General features: G+C 73.8%; 14 protein-coding genes. 4 read left to right on the forward strand and 10 right to left on the reverse strand.

Annotation, left to right across the window (positions count from 1 at the left end; translation table 11 throughout):
* Positions 1-250: 250 nt before the first annotated feature.
* The 3 genes from AB0O40_RS30325 to AB0O40_RS30335 are packed head-to-tail and all read right to left on the reverse strand — an operon-like array spanning position 251 to position 2,513.
* On the reverse strand, positions 251-946 hold the full coding sequence (locus AB0O40_RS30325; protein WP_365048350.1) for an SDR family oxidoreductase: 696 nt from the start codon (positions 944-946) through the stop codon (positions 251-253).
* A 26-nt stretch (positions 947-972) separates the two neighbouring features.
* Entirely contained in the window at positions 973-2,313 is a 1,341-nt protein-coding gene (locus AB0O40_RS30330) for an NDP-sugar synthase (protein ID WP_365048352.1), read from the reverse strand.
* Positions 2,314-2,354: 41 nt separating this feature from the next.
* Entirely contained in the window at positions 2,355-2,513 is a 159-nt protein-coding gene (locus AB0O40_RS30335) for a hypothetical protein (RefSeq protein WP_365048354.1), read from the reverse strand.
* Between the two features lie 352 nt (positions 2,514-2,865).
* Here AB0O40_RS30335 and AB0O40_RS30340 point away from each other — a divergent pair, with 352 nt between their 5' ends.
* Entirely contained in the window at positions 2,866-3,786 is a 921-nt protein-coding gene (locus AB0O40_RS30340) for a LuxR C-terminal-related transcriptional regulator (protein WP_365048355.1), read from the forward strand.
* 96 nt (positions 3,787-3,882) lie between these two features.
* Here AB0O40_RS30340 and AB0O40_RS30345 read toward each other — a convergent pair whose 3' ends face one another.
* The 4 genes from AB0O40_RS30345 to AB0O40_RS30360 are packed head-to-tail and all read right to left on the reverse strand — an operon-like array spanning position 3,883 to position 7,158.
* Positions 3,883-4,770, reverse strand: coding sequence for a transketolase (locus tag AB0O40_RS30345; protein WP_365048357.1), 888 nt, complete (start codon positions 4,768-4,770; stop codon positions 3,883-3,885).
* Complete coding sequence (locus AB0O40_RS30350) at positions 4,767-5,522, reverse strand: DegT/DnrJ/EryC1/StrS family aminotransferase (protein ID WP_365048359.1); 756 nt, start codon at positions 5,520-5,522, stop codon at positions 4,767-4,769. Before AB0O40_RS30350 ends, AB0O40_RS30345 begins: the two co-directional genes overlap by 4 nt.
* Positions 5,501-6,373, reverse strand: a complete 873-nt coding sequence (locus tag AB0O40_RS30355; RefSeq protein WP_365048361.1) for a hypothetical protein — start codon at positions 6,371-6,373, stop codon at positions 5,501-5,503. Before AB0O40_RS30355 ends, AB0O40_RS30350 begins: the two co-directional genes overlap by 22 nt.
* A gap of 11 nt (positions 6,374-6,384) precedes the next feature.
* Positions 6,385-7,158: a methyltransferase gene (locus tag AB0O40_RS30360; protein WP_365048362.1), complete on the reverse strand. Its 774-nt coding sequence runs from the start codon at positions 7,156-7,158 to the stop codon at positions 6,385-6,387.
* A 299-nt stretch (positions 7,159-7,457) separates the two neighbouring features.
* On the opposite strand from AB0O40_RS30360, the gene AB0O40_RS30365 reads away from it, so the two are divergent.
* Positions 7,458-9,407, forward strand: coding sequence for a helix-turn-helix domain-containing protein (locus AB0O40_RS30365; RefSeq protein ID WP_365048363.1), 1,950 nt, complete (start codon positions 7,458-7,460; stop codon positions 9,405-9,407).
* A gap of 46 nt (positions 9,408-9,453) precedes the next feature.
* Positions 9,454-10,275, forward strand: coding sequence for a MerR family transcriptional regulator (locus tag AB0O40_RS30370; protein ID WP_365048364.1), 822 nt, complete (start codon positions 9,454-9,456; stop codon positions 10,273-10,275).
* Positions 10,276-11,530: 1,255 nt separating this feature from the next.
* On the opposite strand, the gene AB0O40_RS30375 is transcribed toward AB0O40_RS30370, so the two are convergent.
* Both AB0O40_RS30375 and AB0O40_RS30380 read right to left on the reverse strand, forming a co-directional pair.
* Entirely contained in the window at positions 11,531-12,088 is a 558-nt protein-coding gene (locus AB0O40_RS30375; protein ID WP_365048366.1) for a maleylpyruvate isomerase N-terminal domain-containing protein, read from the reverse strand.
* 186 nt (positions 12,089-12,274) lie between these two features.
* Positions 12,275-13,768 (reverse strand): MFS transporter, encoded by a 1,494-nt coding sequence (locus AB0O40_RS30380; protein WP_365048368.1) that lies wholly within the window; start codon positions 13,766-13,768, stop codon positions 12,275-12,277.
* Between the two features lie 165 nt (positions 13,769-13,933).
* Here AB0O40_RS30380 and AB0O40_RS30385 point away from each other — a divergent pair, with 165 nt between their 5' ends.
* Positions 13,934-14,662, forward strand: a complete 729-nt coding sequence (locus tag AB0O40_RS30385) for a TetR/AcrR family transcriptional regulator C-terminal domain-containing protein (protein ID WP_365048370.1) — start codon at positions 13,934-13,936, stop codon at positions 14,660-14,662.
* A 155-nt stretch (positions 14,663-14,817) separates the two neighbouring features.
* On the opposite strand, the gene gdhA is transcribed toward AB0O40_RS30385, so the two are convergent.
* A complete protein-coding gene (gene gdhA / locus AB0O40_RS30390) occupies positions 14,818-16,170 on the reverse strand; it encodes an NADP-specific glutamate dehydrogenase (RefSeq protein ID WP_365048400.1) in 1,353 nt (450 codons plus the stop codon).
* Positions 16,171-16,436 lie beyond the last annotated feature (266 nt).

A 16,436-nucleotide genomic window follows, 5' to 3' on the forward strand; every position in this document is an offset into this window, starting at 1 on the left:
TTAATCCCCCCGCCCCCCCCCGAGAACTCCCCCCAATACACACCCCTCTTCCCCCCCCCCCCGCTCTGCCGTTGGGGCGGGGGTCTAAGGACTCCCGCCCGCCGATCCCGACGGGCCGCGGGGGGCGGCGGCCCGGCTGTCCGCGCCCGCCGGCCGGGGCGGGCGCGGACGTCTGGTGTCCCGCGGGGGGACGGCCGCCCGGGCGGGGTGCGGGCGGCGGTGGGGCCGGGCCGGGGGCCCGGAGCGGCGGTCAGCCGCGGTAGGAGGCCAGCACCCGGTCCGGGGTGAGGCGGCGGAAGAGGGCGGGCCAGTCGGCCGGGGCCTGGCCGGGCTCGTTGAAGAGCTCGAAGGTCCGGCCGACGGCTTCGGGGGCCTCCAGGGCGCGCACGCACGCCTCGGCGACCGCGGAGCGGGAGACCCAGCCCTCGCCCCGGTCGTCCTGTTCGAGCCGGACCCGGTCGCCGACGAGGGCTTCGTCGGTGAGCCAGCCGGGCCGCACGACGGTGTACGGCAGTCCGGAGGAGCGGACCGCCTCCTCGCCGCGCAGCCGCCAGTCCAGCAGCCGGCCGTAGGCGTTCATCGGGTGCTCCCGGCGGGTCACGAAGATCTGGCTGACCAGCACGATCCGCGGCGGCCCGGCGGGCCCGTGGCCGGCGGCGGCCAGGACGTTGCGCACGCCGTCGTACATGGTGGCCTCGGGCGAGAGCGGGCCGGAGTCGGCGGTGCCCGGTTCGACGCTGAACACCACGGCCGCGCAGCCCCGCAGGGGCTCGGTGAGGGTGTCGGCGTAGCGGACGTCGGCGCGGTGCGCGCGGACGCCGGCCGGCTGGGCCGGGCCGGGGTTCCGGCTGACCACCCGGACGTGTTCGCCCTGGTCGGCCAGGCGGCGGGTGATCAGCCGGCCCACTCTGCCGGCCCCGCCCACCACTGCTATGGGTCCCTGCATGGCTTGCCTCCTAGAGGGTGCCGCCGTCACACCCAGCGCAGGATGTCGTCGGCGCTCCTGAGTTCGGTCTGCGCGGGCACCCCGGTGAGCGCGGGTACCTTGAGCCGCGGGTAGACGGTGATCGAGCAGAACCGCGACCCCGGCCACAGGACCGCCCCGTCGCCGATCGCCGAGTGGCGTTCGAGCCGTACCGGGCGGGCCCGCTCCGAGTGGATCTCCGCCATCGGGCCGACGTAGGAGTCGAGCACCTCGGCGTACGGGCCGACCACGGCGGACTCGCCGAGGGCCGATCCGATGAGGGTGGCGCCCTCGCGGACCTCGGCGCCGTCGCCGATGTCCGTGTGTTCCAGGCGCACCCCGGGGCCTATCTCGACCTCCTGGCCGATGCGGACCCCGGCGCCGATGACCACGGTGCCCTCCTCGATCTTCTGGGCGAGGGTGGTGCCGGTGACGTCGTCCTTGGTGCGCAGGCTGCTCTCGTGGATCCAGCGGCGGGCGCCGGGGTCGTCGGGGGGCCGCATGAGCCGGTTCATCTGCTCGTACGCGCCGTCGAGCACGAGCCCCACGGTGTCCAGGTAGTCGGGGACGTTGCCGAGGTCGCCGAGCCGGCCGATGGTGTGGGCGGCCACCGGCACGCCCCGGCCGACCAGCCAGGGCAGCAGGTCCTTGCCCCAGTCCAGGCGTTGGTGGGCCTGCCGGAACAGCTCCGGTTCGCGGGCCAGCAGCCGCAGCCGGCCGCAGTCCACGAGGTACATGCCGGCGTTGGTGGGCAGCTGGGTCGCGGGGTCGGCGGCGGTGTGCGGGAAGAGGGCCCCGAGTTCGCCGGCGGACGGCTTCTCGACGAAGCCCTCCACCAGGCCGGGCCCGCCGGTGCGCATCACGCCGTACTTGCCGGCGATCTCCTGGGCGGTGCGGGCCACCGCGGCGACGGTGACCAGGGCGCCGTGCCGGTCGTGGGCGGCCGTCATGGCACCGAGGTCGAAGTCGAAGAGCGAGTCGACCGGCAGGACCAGGGCGCGGCCCTGGAGGTCCCACTGCTCGAGGTTGTGGAGGGTGGCTCCGGCGGAGCCGACGTTGTAGCGGTCGAAGCGCGAGCGCGAATAGCGGATCTCGATGCCGTGGCGTTCGCCGTGGCCGAGCAGGAGCTTGATCTGATTGCGATTCTCCAGGCCGTGGGTGACCACGTAGAAACGCCGGATCCCCTGCTCCCGGCAGGCCTCGACAACCCATTCGATGAGGCGCCGGCCGACAAAGGGAATTAGAGCCTTGCTGCGTATGTAGTCGGCCGATTCGAGAGTGATCGGTTTGGCGCGTTCGCCGCGGCCCCCGGCGAGGATGATGCCGACGGTTTCCGGGTCTGTAGTCATCGTGCCCTCACACAGCGGAAGGGGCCTAAAACCAGGCCCGGTCAGGTCCAGTTCGAGTCATCGGGGTTGGCCTGACCGGTGGGGGCGGAGGTCCAGTTCGAGTCAGCGAGGACCGTGGCCACGCTGCGGTGACCTGCCCCGGGCCCGCTCGTGTCCGAAAGGGCCCAGGCGCCCGGGGCGAGCGCGAGCACCAAAGCCATGGCGGAAACGGATCCCTTGCCCGCACCACGCACAGAATTCATGATTTCGTTCCCCCTTTAACCTTCGCGGCTCCCTGCTTTCCGCCGCCTGGAAAATCATCTCCGGCCGAAAGGTGCCAGACCACGCTTTGGTGGCATCATGATCGCGCAAGGTAAAAACAGGAAGGGGGGACAAATGTGTAGAGAACCAGACGTAACACCACAACCGAGAGTGGTGCCCTTGTGCGAGCGCGGCCTCGAACACTACCGTAAAGTCTTGGCAAAGGGACCGATTGATGATGAAATGCCCGGCTGCCTTATCGAGTTAGGCCTTCTCCGCCCGCTCCCCGAGAATCCCGGACTGTGGGCCGCGGTGCCGCCGGCGATCGCCGCGAGCGAGCTGACCCGCCCCATCGAGCGGGCGGTCCTGGCGCAGCAGCACACCATCGCCTCGATCCAGGAATCGATCGCACTGGCGGAGGACGTATATCGCGAAGAGCACCGCGAGTCCACCGCCCCGGTCCGGCTGATGCGCGGTGCCGACGTGATCGCGGCGGCCCTGACCCAGGCCCGGGACACCTGCCGGGAGGAGATGCTCACCGCCCAGCCGGGCGGGGCGCGGGACACCGACGCCCTGGTGCGCACCCTCCCCCAGGAGCTGGCGATGTCCCGCCGCGGCGTGCTGCAACGCACGCTCTACCAGCACACCGTCCGCGCGCACGGCCCCACGCTCGCCTACATCGAACAGGTCAGCGCGGCCGGCGCGCAGGTGCGCACGCTCAACGAACTCTTCGACCGGCTCATCGTCTTCGACCGGTCCATCGCCTTCATCCCGGACCACCGGCACGACTTGAGCACGACTGCACTGGTCGTCGAGCATCCCGCGGTCGTCCACTACCTGGTGAAGGTCTTCGACCACGCCTGGCAGCGGGCCGAGCCGGTCAGCATCACGCAGGAGCAGATCCGGCCCCCGCTGATGACCGACGAGACCCGGCGCACGGTGCTGCGGCTGATGGTGGAGGGCCATACGGACGCGGCCATCGGCTCGCGGCTGGGCATCAGCACCCGGACGGTCTCCACCCACGTCAAGAAGGCGTCGGACCTGCTCGGCGGACGCAGCCGGGCGCACCTGGCGTACTTGTTGGCGCACACCGACCTCTTGCGGGACGCGGCCGATCCGCTGCCGGCCTCCCTTCCGGGGGCCCTGGCCGCGCCGCCGTCCTTCACCTCGAACGTTCCCGGCCGGCAGGGTTCCGGGGACGCCGCGGGCAGGACGGACCCGGGCGCGCACTGAGCACGGGGACGGGATCCGGAGCGGTGGGGGTCGCTCCGGATCCCGTCGTACGGGCCGTCGGGCGCGGCCCGCCGTACGGCCGTCGGGCGGGCGCGGTCAGGCGGGGGCCGGGGCGCGGCGGCCACCGGTGAGCCGGTCGGCCGCCGCCAGCACCGCCCGCACGGCGAGGGCGCCGTTCAGCGGCCGGTCCGGATCGGCCGGCCCGCCGCCCCCGGACCACCACACCGGTACGCCCACCACCTCGCAGTGCGGCAGCAGCCGGGCCAGGCGTTCCAGGACGTCGCCGGGGCCGGGCCAGCCGCCGGCGATCACGAACCGGCGGTGCCGGCGGGAGAGTTCCGCGGCGGCCGCGGCCAGGTGCGGTTCGTCGAGGTAGAGCAGGTGCGCGTGGGCCAGGCCGGGGGCGATCAGGCGGGCGGCGAGCGCGGCGGCGGTGCCGAGCTGGCCGACGGAGACCACGCACGGCCCCTCGGGGTCGCCGCCCTGCCAGTTGACCACCGGCGGTTCGGGGCCCTCCCAGGCCAGCGGCGGGCAGCGGTCGCCGGGGCCGGTGCGCAGGTAGTGCGGCCGGCCCGTGCGGGCCGCGGCCCGCACCAGCGCCCGGGTCTCGGCCTCGCCGTACGGTGCGGCCAGGGTGACCGGGGCGGCCTGCCGCAGCGCGCCGAGGTCCAGCGGGCCGCCGTCGTGCGGGGCGATCACCGAGACCCCGGCGGAGAGGTAGCCGACGGTGCGGCCGATGTCCTCCGGGGTGCCGTCGCCGGCGGTGACGACGAACGGCCGGAAGCCGGCGACCGCCAGCCCGGCCGCCATCTCCACCATCGCCGCGTCGGCCCGGCCGAGCCGGAAGAACCGGTCGGGGTGGGCCGCCTCGAAGGGGTGCCCGCTGCCGTAGCGGGGGACGGCCTCCAGGCAGACCACCCGCTCGTCGTCCCCGGCGACGGCGGTCAGTTCGGCGCGGCAGGCGTCCAGCGCCGACAGGCTCACCGGGGCCCCCGGGAGGTCCGGCGCCGCAGCACCACGGTCCGCTCCTCCGCCAGCAAGCCGTCCGGGTACCGCCGCTCCGGGGCGGCGCCGCGGTCCGGTACGGGCTTGCCGGGCGCGGGGTCGCCGTCCGGCAGGGCACCGTCCAGTACGCCTCGGGCCACGGGGAACTCCTCCGGCCGGTAGTCCCGCGCGGCGGCGGGGTTGAGGGTGAACGGGTACCCGCCGCCGAAGCCGGTCCGGTGCCGGAACTGCGGCCACAGCGCCACCGGTACCCGCCGCGCGTCGCACAGCGGGACCCCCGGCCCGGGGAAGAGGGCCGGGAGGGCGGGGTCGGGGCCCAGGACCGGCTCCGGAGCCGGCGGCGGGGTGTGGTCGATGCCGTTGCGTTCGAGGAAGTCGGCGGCGCGGCGGCGCGCCTGGGCGGTGGCGAAGGCGGCCACCGTGCCGGTGGCGGCGGCCAGCGGGGTGACGTCCCCGGCGGGGTACGGCGGCAGCGCGGCGCGGGCGTCCAGCACCAGGTCCAGCCGCAGCCGCCGGGCCAGCCGGGCCAGCGCCCGCAGGTCGCCGTAGGGCGGGCAGGCCAGCACCGCCCGGGTCCGGCCGGTGACGGCCGCGGCCACCGCGGGCACGGACATCCCGAACCCGGGCCGGGCCACGTCGACGAAGACCGGCACCGCGTGCGCGGCGACCACCGCCTGCGCGGTCCGCAGCCCCGCCAGCGCCGAGACGATCACCTCGTCCCCCGGCTCCACCCCGGCCCCACCAACGCCACCTGCACCGCCGCCGCCCCGCTCCCCACGGCGATCCCGTACTCCAACCCGGCCCAGCCGGTGGAAGAGACCGCGCCGGGCAAGTCGAAGGCAGGGGGAGCCAGATCCAGCCCCGCCCGGGGGCCCCTCCCAGCGGTAGCTGGGGGAGTTTGAGGCGCGGGGTCCGGGGCGGCGCCCCGAGGACACGCGGCCGCACCCGACGAACCGGGCAGGGCGCCGGATCCCGGCTCGGCACCGGCACCGGTCCGCAGCCCGAGGGCCGCCGAGGCCAGGGCGGCCAGCACGGCCCCCGCCGTCCGCGCGGACAGCCGGTGGTCGAACTGCACCCCCGGCACCGCCTCCGGATCCCGGTCCGCCACCGGGCACGGCCCGCAGCACGCGGACAGGTCCAGCCGCTCGGCCCGGGCCCGGGCCGCCGCACTGTCCGTCAGGACGGCGGCCGCCGGGCCGTGCCCGAGCCCGGTGAGGTCGACCACGGCCGCCGGCGCGCCCAGTTCGCCGGCCCGCCCGCCGAGCAGGTGCGCGTTGGTGCGGTCGACCGCCAGCAGGTCGAAGGTGCGGGGCCCGTCCTCGTACGTCATCCCGACCCCCAGCCAGCGCAGGAACGCCGCGTCCCGCGGCGGCAGTCCCGGCTGGGTGATCCGGTCGCCGTGGCCGATCCCCTGCCCGGCCAGCGCGCAGTGCAGCGCGGCGCTGCGGCTGTTGACCAGGACCGCCTCGCGGCGCCCCAGCAGCCGCCGCAGCAGCCCGGCGAGCGCGCCGCGGGCCCCGGCGTCGAGGCCGGGTCCGGCGGGCGCGCACGAGGCGCGGCAGGGGTTCTGCGAGATCTCCATCGGCGGCGGTCTCAGCTCCCCGTCCCGCGCACCTCGATGAGCATGTGGGCCACCGGGTCCTTCCCGTACTCCAGGACGTCCAGCGTCCGCAGCACGTGCAGTTCGCGCCCGGTCTCGCGGGCGATCCGGTACAGCCCGGCCACGTCGCCGCGGTCGCTGAAGTGCAGCAGCGCCCGGCCGCCCGGGGCGAGCATCCCGGGCGCCTCGGCCACGAACCGCCGGTGCGTGCGGTAGCCGGGGTCGACGTACGCGCACTCGTGGAGCGAGCGGTAGGTGTACTCCTCGGGCCCCCGCACGTAGTTGGAGCTCCACAGCACGGTGTCGAAGCGTTCCCCGGCGAGGCCGGCGAAGAGGTCGCTCTGCACGGCCCGCACCTGCGCCGCGACCCGGTGGCGGACCGCGTTGACCCGGGCGTTGACCACGGCCCGGGGGTTGATGTCCACGGCGGTGACCCGCTCGCAGCCGGCCAGCGCGGCGCTGACGCCGATGATGCCGGTGCCGCAGCCGAGGTCGAGGAAGGAGCCGGTGGGCGGGGCGACGGCGGCGGGGGTCCCGGTGCCGCAGCCGGGGCCGAGGTCCACGGCGCCGGCGACCAGCGCGTCGCCGCAGCCCAGGCCCACGAAGCCGAGGGCGATCTGGGTCGAGGGGGAGTAGACGGGTGCGAAGACCTCGTCCAGGAGGTCCCACTCCCGGCGGCCCATCCGGAAGACCTTGGGCCGGTCGGATCTGGACAGGGAATGGCGACTGCGCGCCAGCGACCGCTCGTAGCTCTGGACTTGTGTCACGCTCGGGTCCCCCACCCTCTTCGTCCGCGTCCATTCGCCCCCGTAGGGCGCCCTCGGCGCCCCCGAGCAGACCCTGCCGTTCCAGTCACGGCGGGGGAAGGTGAGCCGGTCACACCCCCGTGGCGGCCCCCCGGTGCCGCAACCACCTTTTACCCTTCTTGACCAGGTGTTTTCCCTTTCCGGAGAGATTTGACCATGTTCTGAGCAGGCCTCTACCGTCGCTCCATTGACCACGTATTGCGCCAGCGGGGCCAGCGGGACGAACGGGGCCGGCGGGACCAGCGGGGAGGGGACCTCGGATGTCGGCCCAACAGGACGCTCTCGTCAGCACCGCCCTGTTCCGCCTCCTCGAACTCCTGGCCATGGAGGTGCCGCCGCAGCGCTTCGACGAACCGCTGGAGACCGCCCGACAGGGCGGCGCCTGCCCCGAGTCCCAGGTCCTGCTGCACCGGGCGAAGGCCCTGGCCTTCGACATCCACGGCCTGGTCGCCCGCCGCCGCCAGCACGAGGCCGGGCTCGCCGCCCTGGTCGACACCGCGCGGGAGCTGACCCTCCCCTACGACCTGGACGCCCTGCTGAAGGTGATCGCCCGGCGGGCCCGGCTGCTGCTCAACCTCGACATGGCGTGGGTCAGCCTCTACGACCCGGTCGACGACCGCTCGTACGTCCGCACCGCCGACGGCCACTCCTCCGCCATCACCATCGGCTTCCGACTGCCCGTCAGCGGCGGCATCGGCAACGCCGCGGCCGACCGCTCCGCGCCCTTCTGGACCCCCGACTACCTGGCGGACGAGCGCTTCACCCACTCCCCCGTCACCGACGACGTGGTGCGGGCCGAGGGCCTGCGGGCCCTGATCGCGGTGCCGTTACAGGAGGACAACACCCCCTTCGGGGCGCTGTACGTCGCCGACCGCCGGATCCGGCACTTCACGCAGGACGAGATCACCCTCATGGCCTCGCTGGGCGACCTGGTGGCCGTCGCCATCAAGAAGGCCCGGCTGCTCACCCAGGCCCGCACCGAGATCAGCGAGCTGGAGGAGGGCGCCTCCCGGGCCCTGGACTCCTCCTTCGCCTCCCGCCGGCTCTTTCGCACCCACAGCGAGCTGACCGACCTCGTACTGCGCGGCTGCACCCCGTACGAACTGGCCGAGCGGGGCGCCAAGGAGCTCGGCGGGGCGCTGCTGGTCCGCGACGCCGCCGGCCGGGAGCTGGCCACGGCCGGCGCCTTCCCCGAGATCGACGAGATGGTCCTGCTGGGCGGCACCCTGGACGCGCACACCGAGCAGGCGCCGGTGCGCTCCGCCGACGGGCTGTGGTTCTGCCCGGTGGCCGCGGGCGCCGAGGCGTTGGGCACCCTGGTGCTGGCCCTGCCCGAGTCCTCCGACACCCGGCACCTGCCGCTGCTGAGGGCGGTCGCGCAGAGCGCCGCGGTCCTGCTCCAGATGCAGCGCAGCGCGGAGGCCGCGGACGGGCAGGTGCGCGACGACCTCTTCCACGAGCTGCTGGGCGACACCCAGCGCACCCCGGCCCAACTGGCCGAGCGGGCCCGCCGCCTGACGGTCGACCTGACCTCGGCGCACGTGGTCGTGGTGGCCCGCCCCGAGGGCGGCTCCCCCGGCCGGGCGCTGCTGTGGGCCTCCTCGTACGCGCACCGGCACTCGGGGCTGCGGACCACCGACACGGACGGGGTGGTGCTGCTGCTGCCGGGGACCGACCCCGGGGCGGTGGCGCGCAGCGCCGGGCAGCAGCTGTCGGCGGTGCTGGGCTGCCCGGTGACGGTGGGCGCGGCCGGCCCGGCCGCGGACCCCGGCTCGATCAACCGCACCTACCAGGAGGCCCGGCGCTGCCTGGACGCGCTGACCGCGCTGGGCCGGATCGGCTCCACCGCCTCGCCGCGCGAACTGGGCTTCCTGGGGCTGCTGCTGTCCGACCGGCCGGACGCGGTGGCCTTCATCAAGTCGGCGATCGGGCCGGTGCTCGAGTACGACGCCCAGCAGTACACGGAGCTGGTGCGCACGATGGACGCGTACTTCGCCGCGGGCAACAGCCCCAGCCGGGCGGCCGAGTCGCTGCACGTGCACCCGAACACCGTCTCGCGCCGCCTGGAGCGCATCACCGAACTGCTCGGCGCCCAGTGGCAGGGCCCGGTCCGGGCCCTGGAGATCCAACTGGCCCTGCGCCTCCACCAGGCCCGCCACACCCTCCGCCGCCAGGACCCCCCACTGCCGGGCCGCCGGGGCCCGGGATAACTTTCTTGACCCTCACACCGTGTGAGGCGGTCCACTCGGAGACGTCATGTTCACCATCGGAGACTTCGCCCGGCACGGCCGTGTCTCGGTCCGGATGCTGCGTCACTACGACGCGACCGGACTGCTGCACCCGGACCACGTCGACCCCGCCACCGGCTACCGCCGCTACGGCGCCGCCCAGCTCGCCCGGCTCAACCGCGTGATCGCGCTCAAGGACCTCGGCTTCACCCTCCAGCAGGTCCGCGCCATCGTGGACGCGGAGGTCGGGGCCGAGGAGCTGCGCGGCATGCTGCGGCTGCGGCAGGCCGAGCTGGAGGCCGCCATGGCCGAGGCCGCGGCGCGCCTGGTCCAGGTCGAGGCGAGGCTCCGGGCCATCGAGAGCGAGGGGCAGATGCCCACCGACGACGTCGTCATCAAGAGCGTTCCCGCCGTCCGCGTCGCGGAGCTGACCGCGACCGCGGCGAGCTTCGGACCCGAGGACATCGGCCCGGTCATCGGGCCCCTGTACGACCGGCTGTTCGCGCTGCTGGCCGCGGCCGGGACGGCCCCGGCCGGGCCCGGGATCGCGTACTACGAGGACGCCCCCGAGGGCGGCGGCGCGATCCTGGTGCACGCGGCCGTGCAGGTCGCGGCGCCCCTCCAGGAGGGTGCCTTCCGCGTCCTGGACCTGCCGCCGCTGCCGCGTGCGGCGACCATCGTCCACCGCGGCTCCATGGACTCCGTCCTGCCCACCGCCCAGACCCTGGCCCGCTGGATCGACACCCACGGCCACGACCCCTCCGGCTACCCCCGCGAGGTCAACCTCGAATGCCCCGCGGACCGCACCGCCTGGGTCACCGAACTCCAGACCCCGCTGACGGCGCTCTGAGGGCACGCAGCACGATCTTGGGGCTCTGGCTCGACCACGGCCCACGGCCCACGGCCCACGGCCCACGGCCCACGGCCCAACGTCCGCGACCCGCGGCGTGACACTCACGTTCTCACGGACGGGTTCAATCGTCGTGCCGGTTACGAGACAAGGGTCACGACGCAAGATCGTGTCGCGAGCTAACAGGCGATCACAGCAGGGAGCGCTGAGGGCTGTGAGCCCACTGCACATGCGCCGAAGAACGGTCCGGTGGGCTTACCTGACAGCAGGGTGAACGAGGGCACCCGGCGCCTCCGGCCGGTCTGCAACCAACGCCGTGACAGATCCGCATCGACCGGCAGCTCGGCCGTCCATGCGGATGGCGTCACTACACGAAGCTCTCCAGGAATCGGCATCATCCCTGCCGAGCACGCCCCTGATCTGCGACGACGCCATTCGGAGCGGCCAGACAAGCCGCCGCCGACACTCCCTTATAGCCGCTGGCTCAAGAGCTCAGCTAATCCCTTGCAACAACCGATCGATACTTAAGGGTGGAGGCCTGCGCACCCCATAAGCCCACGAATAGCAGCTCGCACATCAACTCTCGACTAACCAACCAATTAGCCGGACAAGAGAAGGGAAACACTAGACAGAATTAGCCGAAGCAGCCCTGAGAAAAAGGAAGAGATGCTAGTGTGGTCCGACAACGAGCCACCCCATGGGGTGGGCCCTGCTAGCTCTTCGAACGCATCGCAGGGCCCACGGGCGGTGGACGTCGGCGGACTCGCCCTGCCAGGCGGGTCCGCCTCTTCATCTGCCCGGTTCGCTACAGCTCGCGCCACACGCGTAGTGCGTAGTAGGCGGCTTGGGCCACCGGACCTGAAACGGCAGCGATCTTGCGCAGGGCTGCCACGCTCCGTCTCAGACGTCCCCGCCAACGTCGCCCCCCAGCGGGGGCCTCGTCGGCGGTCACCTCTCACCCCCCTTCAGGACATGCAGAGTGACGAACACTCAGCTACCTCGCGGGGCACGCTCACACTACACCAGGGATGACACTCAAAAGGCGGATCCGAGCGAACTCAGAAGCAGCAGCACATACGGTTATGCGCCCGCTCGATTCGCCGAACAGCGACCCCTCCACAAGGCGATCACCTTTGCATTTCGCAAAATTTCCTTTGCGGTTCGCAATGCACGCTAATGCAGTTCCGCATACTTTTATGTGTCAGCCGGTCCAGAAAACTGCAGGTCAGAGGCGTCACTGGGAACTGGCACACCGTCAGTCCGGGAGGGCGGCCTGCCAGGTCCAGGTGGTGCGGCGGGGGTGGTCGGGGAGGGTGGCGCGGCCGGTGCACCACAGGAGGACCTGGGGCGGGGGGCCGGGCGGGGCGTCGGGGAAGAGGCGGGCCAGGGCTTTGGCCGCCAGGTCCGCCGGGGGGTCCCAGGGGACGGCGAGGCCCTGGGTGATGTCGTGGGTGTGCAGCAGGACTTCGGCGACCCCCATGGCGGCGAAGCCGGCCGCGTCGCAGGGGCCCCAGTGCCAGGCCCGGGCGCCGGCCGGGGCGGTGCGCAGGGCGGCGGCGAGGAGCCGTCCGCAGGCGGCCGCGGTGCGCAGCACGTCCGCGACGGCGGCGTCCGGGCGGACGGTCAGGTCGAAGGGGAGGTAGCCGTCGGCCGGCCGGGCCGCGACCTGGCCGGCGTACGCGAGCAGGTCGTGGCCGATGTGCACGGCGGTGCTGCGGCAGTCCCACTCGAGCGATCCGGCGGGCCCGGACCAGTCCCGCGCGTCCTGGTGCGGGGCCAGGGCCCGCACCATCTCGTCGACGGCGGCGTCCACGTCGTCGGCGGAAGGCGGGGAGGACGGAGAGGACGGAGAGGACGGCGAAGGCGAGGAGGGCGGGGGCGGGGGTGAGGGCGGCACCGCGCCATTGTCACCGGCCGGTGCCCGTGGGGCCGGTGACGCCACGGCCGGAGGCCGGCGCCCGGTCGGGGCGCCGGCCTCCGGCCGTTCGTGCGGAAGGTGTCAGGCGGCGAGCTCCTGGGCCGCGGGGGCCTGGGCCCCGGCCGCCTCGGGGCGCATCAGGACGGTGGCCAGGAGGGCGGCGGCCAGGACGCCGACGGCGCTGAGGGTGAAGGTGGTGGACATCGAGGTGGTGAAGGCCTCGCGGGCGGTGGTGACCAGGCCCTGGTCGCCGTGGGCGGCGGCGAGGGCGCCGGCGATGGAGTGGCGGGCCTGCTCGGGGGCGTCGGCCGGCATCTCGGCGGTGAAGCGGCTGGTGAGCAGCGAGCCGAGGACGGCGATGCCGAGGGCGGTGCCGGCCTGCTGGATGGTGTCGTTGAGGGCGGAGCCGACCCCGGCCTGCTCGGCGGGGATGGTGCTCATCAGGGCGCCGACCGCGGCCGGCATGGCCAGTCCGGCGCCGAGGCCGAGCAGGCCCAGGGCGGTGGCCGGGACGGTGAAGCCGGTGGTGGCGGTGACGGTGGCCAGCAGGCCGAAGGCGGCGGCCATCACGAGCATCCCGGCCAGCACCAGCCAGCGGTGGCCGACCCGGGGGCCGAGGGCGGCGCCCGCGCCGTTGCCGATCAGGGCGGCGACGGCGAGCGGGACGAAGGCCAGGCCGGCCTTGAGGGAGGAGTACCCGAGGACGAACTGCAGGTACTGGGTCAGGACCAGCAGCAGGCCGCCGTTGCCGACCTGGACGAGGGTCAGGGAGAGCGAACCGCCGCTGAAGTTCCGCTGCTTGAAGAGGACCAGCGGGACCATCGGGGAGTCGGTGACGTTCTCCCAGACCACGAAGCCGACGAGGGTGAGGACGGCCACCGCGAGGGTCACGGTCGCCCGGCCGCCGACGGCGCCGTGCTGCGGGATCTCGATGATCCACCAGATCAGGGCGGTCATGCCGACGGCGGAGAGCACCGCGCCCAGCGGGTCGGGCTTCTGCCAGGGGCCCTTGGACTCGGGCATCAGGGTCAGGGCGGCGGCGATGGCCAGGGCGACGACCGGGACGTTGACGAAGAAGATGGCGTGCCAGGAGAAGTGGTCGATCAGGACGCCGCCGAGGACCGGGCTGCCGACCAGGCCGAGCATCGAGACCGAGCCCCAGGCGGCCATGGCCCGGGGCCGCTCCTCCTCGTCGAAGACGGTGATCAGGATGGAGAGGGTGGAGGGCATGATCAGCGCGCCGCCGACGCCCATCGCGGTGCGGACGGCGATGACCTCGGCGGGGCTGGTGCAGACGGTGGCGGCCAGCGAGGCGGCGCCGAAGAGCAGCAGGCCGATGACCATGATCCGGCGGCGGCCGAAGCGGTCGCCCAGGCTGCCCGAGGTGAGCAGCAGTCCGGCGAAGACCAGGATGTAGGAGTCGAGGATCCACTGGGTGTCCTGGGCGGTGGCGCCGAGGTCGGCCGTCATGGCGGGCACCGCGACGGTCAGGGCCATCGAGTCGACGACCAGGACCAGCGAGCTCAGGCACAGGACGATCAGGATCCACCAGCGGCGGGGGTTGCGGGTTTCCATCGGTGGGTCCCTCTCGGTCGTTTTCTGCGTACACCGTTCCGGCGTGAGAACACTGTACGCATGGCGGAACAGTGTGCGCAACACCCTCCTCCTGTACGCTCGATGCGAACGCTGTGCGCATGCACGCACGCCCCGCCCGGCCCGTCCCGCAGCAAGGAGCGCCCCATGGCCGCCAAGACCGACCCGATCCCCTCGGTGTGGACCCGCCGGCAGCGCGAGCCCGACCAGCCCTCGCTCAGCCGGGTGTCGATCGTCCGCGAGGCGGTGGCCATGCTCGACGCCGAGGGCATCGAGGCGCTGAGCATGCGCAAGCTCGGCGCGCGGCTGGGGGCCGGCGCGACCTCGCTGTACCGGCACGTGGCGACGAAGGACGAGCTGATGGAGCTCGCGGTGGACGAGGTCTTCGGCGAGATCGCGGTACCGGCGGCGGTGGGCGCGGACTGGCGGGCCGCGGCCGCCGAGGCGGCCGGCTCCTTCCGCGCGACCGCGCTGCGGCACCCGTGGCTGGCCTCGGTGCTCGGCCAGGCGGGACTCGCGTACCTGGGGCCCAACCTGATGACGTACTCGGAGGACCTGGCCGGGCTCTTCACCGAGGCCGGCTTCCCCGAGCCCAGCCGGGCCATCGAGACGCTGCTGGCGTACGTCATCGGCATGAGCACCACCGAGGCGGCCTGGCTCACCACCGTCGCCCGCACCGGGGAGACCGAGGCCGGCTTCATCGCCCGGCTGCTGCCCGCGGCCCAGCAGGCGGCGGCCGGCCACGCGCACCTGGAGGAGGGGTACGCGGCGGTGGCGGGGACCGACCCGGTGGCGGCGCGCGAGGCGAAGTTCGCCTACGGGCTGGAGACCGTACTGGACGGCCTGGCCCTGCGGATGGACCGGCCGGCGGGCTGAGGTAGGGGCACGGGCCGGGCTGGGGTACCGGCCCGGCGAGGGCCCGTACGAGCGGACGCGGGCCGGACCGGACGGGGGGCGTACCGGTCCGGCCCGCGGGCCGGGCGGATCCGGGGCCGCGGCAGCGGGCCCCGGACCGGGCGTGCGGTCGGGCGCTAGATCAGGCCCTGGGCCAGGACCGCGTCGGCGACCCGCTCGAAGCCGGTGATGTTGGCGCCGGTGACGTAGTCGCCGGGGGTGCCGTAGCGGGCCGCGGTCTCGTACGTGTCGTCGTGGATCCGCTTCATGATGGCGGCCAGTTCGGACTCGACGCGCTCGGCGGACCAGGCGACGCGGGCGGCGTTCTGGCTCATCTCCAGGGCGCTGACGGCGACGCCGCCGGCGTTGGCCGCCTTGCCGGGGCCGAAGGCCACGCCCGCCTCCTGGAAGACGCGGACGGCCTCGGGGGTGCTGGGCATGTTGGCGCCCTCCGAGACGGCCTTGACGCCGTTCCGCACCAGGGTGACCGCGTCCTGCTCGTGCAGTTCGTTCTGCGTGGCGGAGGGGAAGGCGACGTCGCCGGCGACGTCCCAGACCCGGCCGTCGGCGACGAAGCTCGCCGACGGGCCCCGGCGGACCGCGTACTCGGAGATCCGGGCCCGCTCCACCTCCTTGACCTGGCGCAGCAGTTCGAGGTCGATGCCCTTGGTGTCGACGACGTAGCCGGAGGAGTCCGAGGCGGTCAGCGGGTTCGCGCCGAGCTGCTGGAGCTTCTCGATGGTGTGCAGGGCGACGTTCCCGGAGCCGGAGACCACGGCCGTCAGGCCCTCGAGGGTGGTGCCGCGGCGGGCCAGCATCTCGGCGGCGAAGAGCACGCTGCCGTAGCCGGTGGCCTCCGGCCGGATCGCCGAACCGCCCCAGCCGATGCCCTTGCCGGTCAGCACGCCGGCCTCCCAGCGGTTGGTGATGCGCCGGTACTGGCCGAAGAGGTAGCCGATCTCCCGGCCGCCGACGCCGATGTCACCGGCGGGCACGTCGGTGTGCTCGCCGATGTGCCGCGAGAGCTCCGTCATGAAGGACTGGCAGAAGCGCATGATCTCGTTGTCGGAGCGGCCGTGCGGGTCGAAGTCGCTGCCGCCCTTGCCGCCGCCGATGCCGAGGCCGGTCAGCGCGTTCTTGAAGATCTGCTCGAAGCCGAGGAACTTCACCACGCCGATGTTCACCGACGGGTGGAAGCGCAGACCGCCCTTGTAGGGGCCCAGCGCGCTGTTGAACTCCACCCGGAAGCCGCGGTTGACGTGCACCCGGCCGCGGTCGTCCTGCCACGGGACGCGGAAGAGGATCTGGCGCTCGGGCTCGACGATCCGCTCCAGGAGGCCGGGCTCGGCGTACTCGGGGCGGGCCGCGAAGACCGGGGCAAGGCTCTCCAGCACCTCCCGGACGGCCTGGTGGAACTCCGGCTGCGCGGGGTTGCGGCGCTCGACTTCGGCGCGCAGGGCTTCCAGGCGGCTGGCCTCGGGGGTGCTCACGGCGGCGGGAGCGTGCTGGTCGGTCACGGGCCGAACCTCTCACTGGACGGGGGCGGCGGGTCCGGGGAGTTGCCCTGCCGACGCCCACAGGAGTGTGAATGTCGGCGCACCGTACCGGGGTCCGCCCACAGGGAAGGTCGAACGGCGGTGGTACGGGCGGGTCCGCAGTTGACGACGTATGCAAAAGGCCCGGCCCGTCCGGCCACCGGCAGGGGTGGCGGGACGGGCCGGGCGGGGGCGGCCGGGCCGAGGGGGCGGGCCGCCCG

This window comes from Streptomyces sp. NPDC089919 (assembly GCF_040684615.1).
Lineage (GTDB): Bacteria > Actinomycetota > Actinomycetes > Streptomycetales > Streptomycetaceae > Streptomyces.